Genomic DNA, 13,402 nt, shown 5'->3' on the forward strand with positions numbered 1-13,402 from the left:
ATGAAATTCAAAACTCGATTGGTCGCGGCTGCCTTAAGCGCAGTGTGGTTGTCAGGTTGTGGTTCGCTTATGCGTAGCGACTATCAAGCTCCTGAGGTGCAAGTGCCTGCAAATTGGCAACAGATGCATGTTGCGGGTGATGTCAGTATGGATCCTTGGTGGTTGGCGTTTAACGACCCAACTCTTAATCAATACATTACTCAGGTGTTGGCTCAAAATAACGATTTGACGCTGGCAACGCTAACGCTAAAGAAAGCGCGTTTACAGCTGGGTTTAGCGCAAGATGACCTTTTCCCTACGTTGAGTTCTTCCACATCAGGACAAGTTCAAAAATCTCTTGATAGCGGGGAATCGGCAGATAGTTACAGCACTAACTTATCCGTCAATTACGAGTTGGATTTATGGGGAAAAATCTCGGCAGACGTTGACCAAGCCAAGTGGTCGGCGATGGCAAGTCAACAAGATCGCGAGGCGACCGCACAAAGTTTGGTAGCAACGACGGCATCGCTATATTGGCAAATCGGCTATCTGCAACAGCGCTTAAACCTCAGTCAGCGTAATGTGGCAGACGCAGCTCAAACGCTACAATTGATTGAAAAACAGTACCAACTTGGCGCTGTGGATCAGTTAGATGTGCTTGAAGCAAAACGTACGTTGGCAAGCTTACAAGCGCAGCAAAGTGAGTTTGAACAGAGTTTACTTGAGGCAAACAACGCCTTTGCGATTTTGTTCAATCAACCGCCGAAGAGCATCAGTGCAAACATCCAAATGCTGCCTGAAGGCGATATGCCATCGTTGAGTGTTGGTGCTCCGTCTGATTTATTGATCCGCAGACCCGACATTAAAGCAGCGATTTATGAAGTCAAAGCCGCGCTAGCAAATAAAGACGCAGCAGATTTGGACTACTTGCCTAAGCTGACGCTCACTGGGGCTTTGGGGGGATCGTCACAAGCGCTCAAAGACCTGCTTTCCAACCCGATCGGCAGTTTAGGTGCGGATATGACGCTACCGTTTTTGCAGTGGAATGAGATGAAAAACAGCCAAGCCATTGCCGATTTAGACTATCAATCGGCCATTGTGAGCTATCGCCAAGTGTTGTACGCCGCCTTCCAAGATGTCGAAAATGCCTTGTCAGCACGCGAGAAATTGAAGTATCAAGCGGCGCGTTTACAAGAACAATATGATGCCGCAAGTGCCGCTGAGTCCATATATGCTGCGCGGTATCAGTATGGCTCGACATCGATCATGGACTATTTGAATGCCCAAGAAGACACCAGAAACGCACAAGCTTCTTTGTTGGAGAACCGCTACAACCAGTTTCTCACTCAGGTTACGCTTTACCAGTCTTTAGGAGGAACCGACGTTGCGCCGTTGTAATTAGGTGTCAGCTCACACTAGCGAAGCGCCATGCAACAAAGCCTTTTTTGAAGGTATTACTGGTCCCATGAATGGGACCAGTAATAAAAGCTTAAGTTACTTGGCGAACTTCTTGAAAGGTGCATCAACCGGGGTGTCAGCTAGGTGATTGGTGTAGTTACTCATCACTTTTTGCGCTAGACCAAGTACAATTTCAAGCAGTTGCTGCTGTCCGTAACCTGCCGCAAAGAACTTCTCTATCTGAGACTCTTCCACTACACCACGTTGACGCACCATTTGAAGCGTTGTTTCTCGTAGTGTTTCAAGTTTTTCGTCTGCCAATGGTGTTTGGTTGACGAGAGCATCAACAATCTCCTGATCCACTTTCATTGACGCCGCGATCGCACTATGAGCAGGAACGCAGTAGTGACAACCATGTTCAACGTTGATGGTTTGCCATACGACGGTCAATTCTTCTGCGTTAAATGATGTTTGTTGAAAGAGCTCATGCACAACTTGATAACCCTCAAGCAAGGTTGGCGCTTCAGCCATAACAGCATGAAGATTTGGTAGCATGCCAAACGCTTTGACTGAATTTTCAATCAGATGCTTTGATCCTTCGGGTGCGTTTTCTGCGGTATACAGTTTAAATTCTGCCATGTTTAAATCTCCTGTAATTGGATATGAACGAATTAGGCAAGAACAGGATAGTTGATTTTGAGCGGTCGCTCAATATAAAATTGAGCATATGTTCAAAATTGATAATTGCTCATGGCGAATACAAAGAAATTCCAACGTGATGAAGTGGTGAAAGCCGCCTCGGATCTATTCTGGAAGAAAGGTTTTCATGCAACATCTACACGTGATTTGCAAGATAGCGTTAATCTGCGTCCTGGAAGTATCTATGCGACGTTTGGGTCAAAAGAGGGGCTATATTGTGAAGCGCTAAAAATGTACGTTGCGAACTTACAAGCCCTGTTTGAGTTGCATTTAGCTCAGAACACAACGGTTCTAGATGCAATAGAAGCTTTCGCGATTGATGTGGTTATCAATCAGCGAGACTCCACTCCCAGTGAAGTGTGCATGTTAGTCAAATCAGCAAGTGAATTTGCTGAGGATTTTAATGCGCTGCGCAATCAAACAAACAGCTTAGCAAACCAATTTGAATCTTTTCTTGCAAAGCTGTTTGAGCGAGCAATCGAGAATGGCGAAATTGAAGCCCAGGATACATTGCTTCTTGCTCAGTTGTTCCAGGTTCAGTTTACGGGTATACGAGCCTACTCATACCGCAGTGATGATGAAACCTTAAAGACGTTGATCTCTATTATGGTGAACAGCTTCCGCGGTAACGTACCAAAACAGAACGCTGAATGAGACTGCTCAAAGTCAACGTCTCTAAATCAACGGCTTGAACTAAGCGAGCTCAAATAAACCCGTTATCAGGGGTCGATATCGATAAAAAATGACCACGAAGCATCGTGGTCATTTTTATGCAGATTAACTTGCAATGAACAACAACGGCTTATTAAAAGCGAAACTCTTCTAAGTTATTGCTGCTTTCTAACATTTTTTCAGCCACATAACGATGCGTTGCTGTGGTTGGGTGAGTCACATCCCAGAACACGAACTTATCTGCGCCAGATGCTGCACATTCAGAACGTAATGAGTGAGTGTACATGTAGTCAACAGAAGATGAACGGTTGATGTCTAAGCAAGGGTCGCTTGCATTTACGAAACCGTGTTCTTCTGGTGCCGAGGTTAACTTCTCAAACAGTGCGTGTGTATCAAACAATGCGATGTTGTAGCCTTGGGCTTTGTAGTACATCGCTTGTGCTTTGATGAACTCGTTCATCTTCAATACTTTCGCACGAATCGTTTCAATTTCTTCCTGTGTTGAGTATTTGAACTGTGGTGCTTTGGTTGCATCAGGCAGTGTCATCAACATGAAGTTCTTCGCGCCAGCGTCTGTTAAACGAATCAGAGCTTCAGCGTAATCCGCTTTTACTTCCGGCACGCTACGGTTGTAGTTCATGAAATCATTTAAACCAAACTCTAACGTAAACAATGTGTTAGCAGGGTTGTAGTTCTTCGCCAGCTTTGTGTAGGTTAAGTAAGAAGAAACTTGTTCGCCGACACCAGTTAGCGCGATGTATTGGTTTTCACCTGCTGCGCCACCAACTGCCCAGTTGTATAGCGGTAAGTTTTTGGCTTTAGCAACGTATTCCGTCCAAACAAAACCGTTTGAGAAGTGACCCAAGAACCAGCTATTCGGGTTAGGGAAGCGCCATTGGGACGCGTTAAAGATGTTGCCTGTATCAGACAAGCTATCACCCAAAGCCACTACCTTGTTGATTTGATCTGGTTGCATTGCAGCATCATTGCTCCAGATCGTGTGGTTATAAGAATAACGATTGTCAGCAGCAAAAAATGTAATGTCTGCGTTCTCGCTCGCTAGATCTAGTGTTTCTTCACAACGCTGGCGAATTACGTTTTGTGAGGTATTGGTGTAGAACATGTTTTTAAATGAGACAGAGCTCCACCAATAACCATCGATAGTGAAGTCACTACCATCTTGGTTTTTTGCCCATTTCCAATCGGTAGCCGCATCGTCCTTAGAGTGGCTCGTACGATACCAGCATCGAACGTACGTATAAGTTTGATTTTCTTGCGCGCTAACCACTTCAGCCGCAGAAACCATTGCTGGTGATAAAGTTGGCTCCTCTGCAATGGCGGAGGCAAGCGGAAGTAATGCAGTTAATAGTGTGATTGTTTTTTTCATCATTCACTCTTCTTGTAATGGTTATTGTTCCGAATGCGTGAATACGCTCGGCTATAACAGTATTTAGATGAGAATTTTTCTCACTAAACCTTCTAATTCTGAGTAAATGCTCAAGACAGTCAACAACTAAATATTCAATATTTCAGTTTTGGCACCACGGTCAAAAAATCCATTCAGCATAGCAATCGATTAAATGGGTGATATTTAGAATAATTACTCACTAACATTAATTTAACATTCACTTTTTGTTAATTAAGTAATTGCTTTATAAGGTTTTGTCGGTGATTTTTAATGTTAACTTAAAGTGTTTATTGAATGATCTTTTGTACAAATTTGTATATTCATGAAACAAATTGTTTGGCATTTTTGCTCTGTAAACTATAGCTGAAGCTCTCATGCAAACATCATGATGATGACTTTTCATGAGAATATAGTGAATAAAAATTAGCTCAAATAAGGAATAGGGCAAATGCACTACACAACAAGTAAAAAACAAGGCTTATTTTCGTTGTCTGCCGTAGCAATAGCACTGACCACTTCGATGTCAGCGTTTGCGGCTCCACCAATGGGATTTGATGAATCTAAGTTACCGACGAAGTACATCGTCAAATTCAAAGAAGATGCAGTCAGCCGTTCTTCAATGGGTGGTAACTCATTCTGGGGGCCACGAATCGCGCAGGAGTCTGTTCTAGAACAGGTGAAGGCACGTAAGGTGGAAAAACTGGGCAATCGCGCCATTTACAGCGTTGAACTGGATGGCGATGACTTAGAGCCGCTTCGCAATCGTAGTGATGTGGAATACGTGGAAGTCGATCCACCTCGCTATTTGCTCAGCGAAACGACCCCATGGGGATATGAAGCGGTTAATGCTCAACTGCTAGCTGACTTCAATGCGGGTAATCGCACTGTATGTATTATCGATTCAGGGTACGACATTTCGCACAACGACCTAAGCGGTAACCGCGTTGCTGGTACTAACGATAGTGGTACGGGATCATGGAGTGATCCGGGTAACAACAATGCCCACGGTACTCACGTCGCGGGTACGATTGCTGCGATTGCCAACACCGAAGGTGTAAAGGGTGTGATGCCAAACCAGAATGTTAATTTGCACATCGTGAAAGTATTTAACGAATCGGGTTGGGGTTACTCATCTGGGCTTGTTAAAGCAATCCAGACCTGTGCCGATAATGGTGCTAACGTTGTGAACATGAGCCTTGGTGGTAGTCAATCAAGCCGAACTGAGCAAAATGCACTGCAAAATATTTACGATCAAGGCGTTCTATTGATTGCCGCTGCAGGTAATGATGGCAATACAGCGCACAGCTATCCAGCTTCTTATGACTCAGTGATGTCTGTTGCGGCTGTTGATAATCAAAATGATCATGCAGCGTTCTCACAATCTACTAATCAAGTTGAGATCTCAGGCCCGGGTGTGGCGATCTTATCAACGGTTACGGTAGGTGAAGGTAAACTTTCTGATATTACCTTGAATGGTGTAAGCCAGTTTGATCGTGGGATTGTTCCTCACAATCGTTTGATCAATAACGGTTCTTCGTATGTTCCGGATCCAATCGCGGGTTCAGTAACGGCAATGCTAGATAGCTGTGATGTATCTGGCGGTAACGTTAACTGTGGTGATATGTCGGGCAAAATTTGTTTGACTGAGCGTATCGGCAACCAGTCTTCAGGAAACTACCCTGAAGTAGATGCGGTTCAGGCTTGTTACAATGCGGGTGCGCGAGCTGCAATCGTATACAGCAACTCTGAACTACCTGGTTTACAAAACCCATTCTTGGTAGACACAAACAACGCTTATCGTATGGTTTCGGTAACGGTTGATCGTGCATTTGGTCAAGAGCTATTGGGGTATGTTGGTCAGGAAATTACTGTTGCAACAACCTCTGGTGAAGATTACGAGTACTACAATGGTACATCAATGGCGACACCGCACGTAACGGGCGTAGCTGGCTTGGTGTGGAGTTACCACCCAACCTGTACAGCAGCGCAAGTACGTAATGCCCTAGTGAAAACTGCAACAGATATTGATGTTGCTGGTCGAGACAACCGTACTGGCCACGGCCTAGTTAATGCTGAAGCGGCGAAGCTGTTCTTGGACGCTGGCTGTAATGGACCTGATGGTGGTAGCTCTTCGGACTCTAGCTTCTCAAATACCAGCCCTGTTGCGATTCCAGATAATAAATCTTCTGGCGCAATCAGTGCAGTAGAAGTCGATCGCTCTGGTGATTCAGGCACAGTAAGTATTGACGTTGATATTAGCCACACTTACATCGGTGATCTACGAGTGACTTTAACGTCACCGACTGGTGGAGAAGTTGTACTTCACAATAATACTGGCGGCAGCGCTAACGATATAAAAAACACGTTCCAAGCGGATTTTTCTGGTTTTGAATCGCAAGGTACATGGGAACTAAAAGCGGTAGACAGTGCCAGAAGAGACACAGGCACCATCAACAGTTGGACTCTGACCTTTCAATAAGGAGTGACTATGAAGAAGTTGACCTTACTTTCTTTGTCTGCGGTAGGCGCTACCGCACTATTGGCAATCGGACTGAGCTCAAGCAGCTTGGCAAACAATCAAGGATTTCCTCTCGTGGATGAACGCCAAGATCAAGCCGAGCAGCAACCTGAACGTTACTTTATTAAGTATCATGAAGGAAAAGAGAGCGAAGTGAGAGCGCTTCTTCGTCAGCACAACATTGAAGTAGTCGACGCTCTGGTGAAACAACATGTGTTGATTGTGGTGGGTGAACAGGCGGAAGTCGATAAGCTCGCCGCTCACGATGCGGTCGAATACACCGAGCAAGAGCCGACAAGGAAGCTGCTATCTAACGGAACTACGCTTCAATAAGCCAAACCTCCTTAAGATAGTGCCAAAAAGAAAAGCGCCCCTCACGTAAGGGGCGTTTGTTTCATTTATTTGTGGAAGATGAAGACTAAGGACGCTCACCTGCTGCTAGGCGACGTTCGATATCTGCAACCACTTCTGGGAAGTCAGCGATTGTATCGATAAGGTAGTGCGGCGAGCTCTTGAGCAGTTTTGCACGCGCTTTTTCACGAGCGGCATCAAGCGTTGCTTCGTCCGCGGCTTGGTATTCTTCAAAAGTTAGACCTGCTTCGTTACCAGAAAGCAGCAAACCAACGGTCCACATACCAGCGTTATGACCTTCATCGATGCCCGGTGCGGCGTCATCCACTTTGATACACGCATTAACGTCGGTAACATTCAGCTCAATCACGTTTTTCAGTGCCATAAATGGTGCTGGGCGACCACCTTGCGACAGGTCATCCGTTGCTACTACGTAATCCGGTTTGTAGCCGTAATCCGCAGCCACAGGAATCAGCACATCCATCACTTCGCGGGGGTAACCAGAACAAGAACCGATCTTGATGCCTTTGTCTTTCAGACCGTTCACAACTTCAATCGCATTAAGGATTGGGTCTGCATGGTCCGCCACTTTTGCTTTTTGTAGCGGCATGAATGCTGCGTAGATAGCGTCGATATCTTCGCTGGTCATTGAGCGACCAAACTTCTCATTCCAGCGCTTATCAACGGCAGGAATACGACCCACTGCTTGGATGTGATCCCACTTGCCAAGACCCATTGGTTCGCGCGCTTCTTCAAGGTCGATTTCAAAATCAAAGCCTTGTTTGAATGCTTCCACAAAGATGCTAGTTGGCGCAAAAGAGCCGAAATCGACGATAGTGCCAGCCCAGTCAAAGATCACTGCTTGAATTGGTGAGTTGCTCATGTTCAATCCTTTTTCTTGCTTGCCAGAGCGCTGCCTACACATTGGAACCGCGCTCTGGATAAATTGGTTTTTGTTGAGGTCAGTCGACCCTAAAAGTAGTTAAAGTCTTTGCACACTTTGGCGATGGCTTCTTCGAAAATTGCCAACGCTTCTGTCAGTTGTTCGCGAGTGATGATCAGCGGTGGGCTGAGTTGAATCACGTTACCTTGCGATACCTTGAAACTCACTCCGTTGTTGAGGCATTGGTACAGCACAGCTTCCGCTTCGTCATACGCGCGTGCTTTGCTTTCGTGGTCAGTGACCAGTTCAATGCCCCATAACATGCCGATGCCACGCACATCACCAATCACTGGGTACTTAGCTTTCATCTCTAGCAACTTTTCACGCATGAACTGGCTGTCAGCTTTGGCTTTATCTAGCAAGCCGTCTTGCTCAATAGCTTCCATGGTTGCCAGTGCTGCAGCACAACCGATAGGGCTTTTCTCATGAGTGTAATGGCCCATGGAGATTTGCTCGGCGGTGTTGTATTTGTCTTTGGTTACCATGGCTGCGATAGGCACTAAGCCACCACCCAAACCTTTACCGATGCAGAGCATATCTGGCTCGATGTCGTAGGCTTGGTAGGTAAACCATTCACCACTGCGACCCATGCCGTTAGGGATGTCGTCGATGATCAGCATGACATTTTGTTTGTCACAGATTTCGCGGATGCGTTTCCAATAGGCTTTACTCGGCACTTGTACGTCGGTATTACGAACTGCTTCTGCGATAAACGCGCCCACGCCACCTTCTTTCTCAATCACGTATTCGAGGTAATCGGCGTAATGCACATCGCTGCCGTCCGCGACTGGGAAAGCACCACGGTAAGATACGGCTGGTGGGATTCGCTCAACACCTGCCATTAATGGTCCCATACCTTGGCGGAAACACGCTTCGCCGCCCACTGAGATGGCATCCAACGATGCGCCGTGGAAGGAATCCCACAGAGACACCACCTTGTAGTTGCCCGTGATGTGGCGCGCTAGTTTAAGTGCCATGCCCACTGCAGATGTGCCACCTGGAGCAAACAACACGCGGTTCAATTCGCCGCCACAGATTTGGGTGAGTTTTTCGGCACATTCAATCGCGGTCTCGTTGGTAAAACGACGTGGTGAAAACGGCAGTTTGGCAATTTGCTCTTGCACACGTTTAATCACATGCGGGTGACCGTAGCCCAGTTGATGGACGTTATTGCCATGGAAATCCATGTACTTTTTGCCGGTAGTATCTTGGATATAGATGCCTTCCGCTGCTTCCAAGGTATCTAAGCAAGGTGTTGACATGGCTTGATGAAGAAAGACTTCCGAATCACGCTTCAATAATGTTTGCGTGCGTTCGTCGTCCATCGATGCATTCCAAGCTTGGCGCGCTGGTGTCGTGTTGATATCGCCTTCACTACGGAAATGGGTCGGTTTGATATTCTGAGTCATAACGCTCTCTCAATCAGAAGGCTGCTTTACGCAACTTGCCAGTACATTGCTTTTTCAATTGCACCGATTAAGCGCTCGATATCTGCTGGGTAAACTTCGCCAATGTTGCCGATACGGAAGCAATCTGCGTTCGACACCTTACCCGGATAAATCACGAAGCCCTGCTCTTTCAAACGTGTGTAGAACGCTTTGAATTGGTAATCACTGTGCGTCGGAGAGTAGAAAGAAGTGATGATTGGCGAGTGAAGGTCATCACTCAGTAGTGGCTCAAAACCCAAAGAACGCATACCTGCAACCAGTGTTTTCTGGTTAGTTTGGTAACGGTTATGACGAGCCTCAATGCCGCCTTCTTGTTCCAGCTCTAACAAGGCTTGATAGAAAGCGCGAACCGTGTGCGTTGGAGACGTAAAACGCCATTTGCCGTGGTTCACTTCCATGCAGTGCCACTGGTCGTAAAGATCAAGGTTCAAAGAACGTGCCTGACCTTGGCACTTTTCTAGCTCAGTTTGTTTCGCAATCACAAAGCCAAAGCCCGGTACGCCTTGAATACATTTGTTTGCAGAGCTGATCATGAAATCGATGCCTAGGTCGGCGATATCGATAGGAATGCCACCAAAGCTCGACATGGCATCGAGAATCACCACTTTACCGTGTGCTTTTGCCGCAGAAGCAAATGCCTCAATTGGGTTAAGCATGCCAGTGGTTGTCTCACAGTGAACAATTGCCACGTGTGTGATTGTAGGATCCGATGCCAATGCAGTTTCCACCTCGTTCAAGTGTGGCTGTGATGTTTCGCCTGGGGAAACTACATGGCATGGAATATTTAGGTAATCAGCGATCTGAGCGATACGCGCACCGTAAGCGCCGTTGTCGACAACCAACAACTTTCCATCTTTGCCAATGGCACTGCCAATCGTCGCTTCTACTGATGCTGTGCCGCTACCTTGCATTAGTACGCTGGTGTAGCCGTCTTGCTCCGTCGCCAGTTTTACAAGCTTAGTGCGGATCACTTCTACAATGTCTTTGTTGTATTCATCATCCCAAGTACACCAGTCTTTCAGCATGGCTTCACGTACCGTTTCAGAAGTAGATAGAGGACCTGGAGTCAGTAGTAGGTATTCGTTTTTCATCTCGATTTCCATCAGAATAATCTAGTTGGTCTACACCAAATTTCGAGTTCACTCTAGCGAGGAAGAAAAGGGCAGTAAATAGGCGAATCTTCAATTTCATAAAACTTTAACATCCAGAAAATAGCGGATCATTTGAACAATTATTCATCGCAAATTTTCGTAAAACTGCCATTTAATGGTCATGATTTCGTCACAAAGGCTCAGTAGGGTGGTTATCGTCAACTGGTACAGACCAAATGAAAACTTAGCCAAATTAACTGGAGAAAATGATGAAAAACCGTTTGATGAAAGGATCGCTGGCTGCACTTGTCTCTCTGCTAGCTACGAATGCAATGGCAGCACAGGAAGTCACGGTTTACACCGCTTTCGAAACTGACATTCTTGCTAAATACAAGTCTGCGTTTGAGAAAGATAACCCAGATATCAAGATTAAGTGGGTTCGCGATTCAACCGGTATCATGACGGCGAAATTGCTGGCAGAAAAGAACAACCCTCAAGCGGAAGTGGTTTGGGGTCTTGCTGGCTCGTCAATGGCACTGCTTAAAGATGAAGGTCTTCTTAAGCCTTACACACCAAAAGGTTTGGAAGAGCTGCACGCGAACCTAAACGACCCTCAATCAAACCAAGCTTGGTTCGGTAACGATGCGTTCTTTAACGCAGTTTGTTTCAACGAAGCGGTAGCGAAACAACTTAACCTACCGAAACCAACGTCTTGGGAAGACCTAACGAAGCCGGTTTACAAAGGTCACATTGCAATGCCGAACCCAGCGTCTTCAGGCACTGGCTACATGCAGGTTTCTGCTTGGCTACAAAACATGGGTGAAGATCAGGCATGGAATTACATGCGTGACTTAGACAAGAACATTGCACACTACACGCACTCTGGCTCTAAGCCATGTGTTCAAGCGGGTATGGGTGAAGTGGCTATCGGTATCTCGATGGCAAGCCGCGGCGCGAAGCTGAAAACACAAGGTGCACCACTAGCGGTGATCACACCAAAAGGCATCGGCTGGGAATCAGAAGCCGTTGGTCTAGTAAAAGAGTCTGATGCAGCGAAACGTGTTGTCGACTGGTCAATCTCTAAAGCAGCAAACGAGCTTTACGTAGAAATGTACCCAGTGGTTGCACATAAAGAAGTGAAAGCGACTGTGTCTAACTTCCCGAACGTTCAAGAGAACATGGCGAAGATGGACTTCGCGCAAATGGGCAGCAAGCGTGCAGAGATTCTAGCGGCATGGTCTGAGAAGTTCGACGCGAAATCAGAACCAAAGTCTTAATCGAATTTGCTTTGAGTGGAATACTGAAATCCACCTCGGTTGAGGTGGATTTTTTGTTTCTCTGTTATTTCAGAGTTTGCTGAAAGTAGATTCCTAGTCTCACCTAGGTTCGCTGGAATGACGGACTTAAGAAAGTTGGGAGCTTCTATCCGCACTCACAACGTCATTCTCGAGAGCGACGGAGGAGTGAGTCGGGAATCTCAGAAAATAGTGCTTGTAAGAAATTCCGGATGGCTCGCTTAGGCTCGTCCGGAATGACGATATTAAGCATATGGAGTGTAAGTCAAAGCTCGTAATTCTAGGCAATACGTGTGATTCAGAATTTATAATCCACACTCACCACGTCATTCTCGAGAGTGACGAAGGAGCGAGTCGGGAATCTCTAATTGTCACGTAAACAAACTTCGCTTCTCTTCATCTATTTGTCATCTTCTGGCTATAAATTTGTCATTGGAACGTAACACTCCAAAACTAAAGTTGGTATATACCATTTGGAGCATGTGTTATGTCAACTAACCAACATTACCTAAATATTGAAAATGTAGTGAAGCAATTCGGACAGTTCACTGCATTAAAGAAAATCTCGCTAGCGATTGAAAAGGGCGAGTTTGTTTGTTTTCTTGGTCCTTCTGGCTGCGGTAAAACCACTCTGCTACGTGCCATTGCAGGTTTAGACTTGCCAACGTCTGGTGCGATTTTTCAAAACGGTCAAGAGACCACATTCCTACCACCAGAGAAGCGCGATTTCGGCATCGTATTCCAATCTTACGCGCTGTTTCCGAACCTAACTGTGCAAGAGAACATTGCAGTGGGTTTGAAGAACCAAGGCATGTCGACCAAAGAAGCGTTAGAGAAGGTGGATTATTGGTTAGAAACCATTGGTCTTCCAACCTCCGGCGAGAAATTCCCTAACCAACTTTCTGGTGGCCAGCAGCAGCGTGTTGCTTTGGCTCGTGCATTAGCTTTGTCTCCGGGTCTACTGCTGCTTGATGAGCCATTATCGGCGCTAGATGCAAAAGTACGTGTTCACTTACGTGACGAGATTTGTAAGCTGCAACGTAAGCTGGGCATCACCACCATCATGGTTACGCACGATCAGGACGAAGCATTGTCGATGGCGGATCGCATTGTGGTGATGAACCATGGCGTGATTGAGCAAGTCGGTACACCTCAAGAGATCTACCAACAACCAGCAACGCGCTTTGTCGCTGAGTTTGTCGGCAGCATGAACTTTATTGAAACCTCAGTAGCAACGGACTCCCAAGTACGCATTGCAGAAACCCTAATGCCAGCGCCAAGCTTGACCAATCGTAAGATCCAACGTGGTGACCGCTTCGACCTTGCGGTGCGTCCTGAAAGCATCAAGTTCGTTGAAAACTACACCAACTCTTTACCTGTGCGAGTTACCGCAACCGAGTTTCTGGGGGCGTTTTTCCGCATTGATTGCGTATTGCAAAACGACAGCTCAACGAAAACCATCGTCGTGGATGTGCCTGTGGAAACGGTTCAAAAACTCAATATCAAGGCGGGCGATGTACGTTACATCCAGTTTGCTGAAGAAGGGCTGCATGGTTACGCCGTGCCCTCGGTTGATAAAGCGCTAGCAGCGTAGGTGTAA

The 13,402-nt window shown here is 46.3% G+C and carries 11 protein-coding genes; 6 read left to right on the forward strand and 5 right to left on the reverse strand.

Annotated features, from left to right (window positions below; translation table 11 throughout):
- Window positions 1-1,377: an efflux transporter outer membrane subunit gene (locus R7F67_RS06890; RefSeq protein WP_199267647.1), complete on the forward strand. Its 1,377-nt coding sequence runs from the start codon at window positions 1-3 to the stop codon at window positions 1,375-1,377.
- Window positions 1,378-1,473: 96 nt separating this feature from the next.
- Here the strand turns inward: R7F67_RS06890 and R7F67_RS06895 are convergent, their stop codons facing one another.
- Entirely contained in the window at window positions 1,474-2,016 is a 543-nt protein-coding gene (locus tag R7F67_RS06895) for a carboxymuconolactone decarboxylase family protein (RefSeq protein ID WP_005374097.1), read from the reverse strand.
- 111 nt (window positions 2,017-2,127) lie between these two features.
- On the opposite strand from R7F67_RS06895, the gene R7F67_RS06900 reads away from it, so the two are divergent.
- The gene (locus R7F67_RS06900; RefSeq protein WP_318057116.1) at window positions 2,128-2,730 is read left to right on the forward strand and encodes a TetR/AcrR family transcriptional regulator; all 603 of its coding nucleotides are present in this window, start codon (window positions 2,128-2,130) and stop codon (window positions 2,728-2,730) included.
- A 151-nt stretch (window positions 2,731-2,881) separates the two neighbouring features.
- Here the strand turns inward: R7F67_RS06900 and R7F67_RS06905 are convergent, their stop codons facing one another.
- Window positions 2,882-4,138 carry an SGNH/GDSL hydrolase family protein gene (locus R7F67_RS06905; protein ID WP_017635085.1) on the reverse strand — a complete coding sequence of 419 codons (1,257 nt, stop codon included), beginning with the start codon at window positions 4,136-4,138 and terminating at the stop codon, window positions 2,882-2,884.
- Window positions 4,139-4,604: 466 nt separating this feature from the next.
- Between R7F67_RS06905 and R7F67_RS06910 the strand changes: the two genes are divergently transcribed.
- Entirely contained in the window at window positions 4,605-6,635 is a 2,031-nt protein-coding gene (locus R7F67_RS06910) for a S8 family serine peptidase (RefSeq protein WP_053304645.1), read from the forward strand.
- Window positions 6,636-6,644: 9 nt separating this feature from the next.
- Window positions 6,645-7,007, forward strand: a complete 363-nt coding sequence (locus tag R7F67_RS06915; RefSeq protein WP_017635087.1) for a hypothetical protein — start codon at window positions 6,645-6,647, stop codon at window positions 7,005-7,007.
- An 85-nt stretch (window positions 7,008-7,092) separates the two neighbouring features.
- On the opposite strand, the gene phnX is transcribed toward R7F67_RS06915, so the two are convergent.
- From phnX to phnW, 3 genes are all read right to left on the reverse strand, one after another.
- On the reverse strand, window positions 7,093-7,908 hold the full coding sequence (gene phnX, locus R7F67_RS06920; RefSeq protein ID WP_053304644.1) for a phosphonoacetaldehyde hydrolase: 816 nt from the start codon (window positions 7,906-7,908) through the stop codon (window positions 7,093-7,095).
- 89 nt (window positions 7,909-7,997) lie between these two features.
- The gene (locus R7F67_RS06925) at window positions 7,998-9,377 is read right to left on the reverse strand and encodes an aspartate aminotransferase family protein (RefSeq protein WP_318057117.1); all 1,380 of its coding nucleotides are present in this window, start codon (window positions 9,375-9,377) and stop codon (window positions 7,998-8,000) included.
- Between the two features lie 26 nt (window positions 9,378-9,403).
- Window positions 9,404-10,507 (reverse strand): 2-aminoethylphosphonate--pyruvate transaminase, encoded by a 1,104-nt coding sequence (phnW, locus tag R7F67_RS06930; RefSeq protein WP_318057118.1) that lies wholly within the window; start codon window positions 10,505-10,507, stop codon window positions 9,404-9,406.
- Window positions 10,508-10,773: 266 nt separating this feature from the next.
- Here phnW and R7F67_RS06935 point away from each other — a divergent pair, with 266 nt between their 5' ends.
- Window positions 10,774-11,784 (forward strand): putative 2-aminoethylphosphonate ABC transporter substrate-binding protein, encoded by a 1,011-nt coding sequence (locus R7F67_RS06935; protein ID WP_005384363.1) that lies wholly within the window; start codon window positions 10,774-10,776, stop codon window positions 11,782-11,784.
- A gap of 505 nt (window positions 11,785-12,289) precedes the next feature.
- A complete protein-coding gene (locus tag R7F67_RS06940; protein WP_005432488.1) occupies window positions 12,290-13,396 on the forward strand; it encodes a putative 2-aminoethylphosphonate ABC transporter ATP-binding protein in 1,107 nt (368 codons plus the stop codon).
- The last annotated feature ends 6 nt before the right edge of the window (window positions 13,397-13,402 follow it).

Source organism: Vibrio sp. YT-17, assembly GCF_033337375.1.
Taxonomy (GTDB): Bacteria; Pseudomonadota; Gammaproteobacteria; order Enterobacterales; family Vibrionaceae; genus Vibrio; species Vibrio alginolyticus.

Coding starts and splice junctions, on each gene's coding strand:
- phnW (WP_318057118.1), bottom strand. CDS start 10,507: ATGAAAAACGAATACCTACTACTGACTCCAGGTCCTCTATCTACTTCT.
- R7F67_RS06895 (WP_005374097.1), bottom strand. CDS start 2,016: ATGGCAGAATTTAAACTGTATACCGCAGAAAACGCACCCGAAGGATCA.
- R7F67_RS06925 (WP_318057117.1), bottom strand. CDS start 9,377: ATGACTCAGAATATCAAACCGACCCATTTCCGTAGTGAAGGCGATATC.
- R7F67_RS06940 (WP_005432488.1), top strand. CDS start 12,290: ATGTCAACTAACCAACATTACCTAAATATTGAAAATGTAGTGAAGCAA.
- phnX (WP_053304644.1), bottom strand. CDS start 7,908: ATGAGCAACTCACCAATTCAAGCAGTGATCTTTGACTGGGCTGGCACT.
- R7F67_RS06935 (WP_005384363.1), top strand. CDS start 10,774: ATGATGAAAAACCGTTTGATGAAAGGATCGCTGGCTGCACTTGTCTCT.
- R7F67_RS06905 (WP_017635085.1), bottom strand. CDS start 4,138: ATGATGAAAAAAACAATCACACTATTAACTGCATTACTTCCGCTTGCC.
- R7F67_RS06910 (WP_053304645.1), top strand. CDS start 4,605: ATGCACTACACAACAAGTAAAAAACAAGGCTTATTTTCGTTGTCTGCC.
- R7F67_RS06915 (WP_017635087.1), top strand. CDS start 6,645: ATGAAGAAGTTGACCTTACTTTCTTTGTCTGCGGTAGGCGCTACCGCA.
- R7F67_RS06900 (WP_318057116.1), top strand. CDS start 2,128: ATGGCGAATACAAAGAAATTCCAACGTGATGAAGTGGTGAAAGCCGCC.
- R7F67_RS06890 (WP_199267647.1), top strand. CDS start 1: ATGAAATTCAAAACTCGATTGGTCGCGGCTGCCTTAAGCGCAGTGTGG.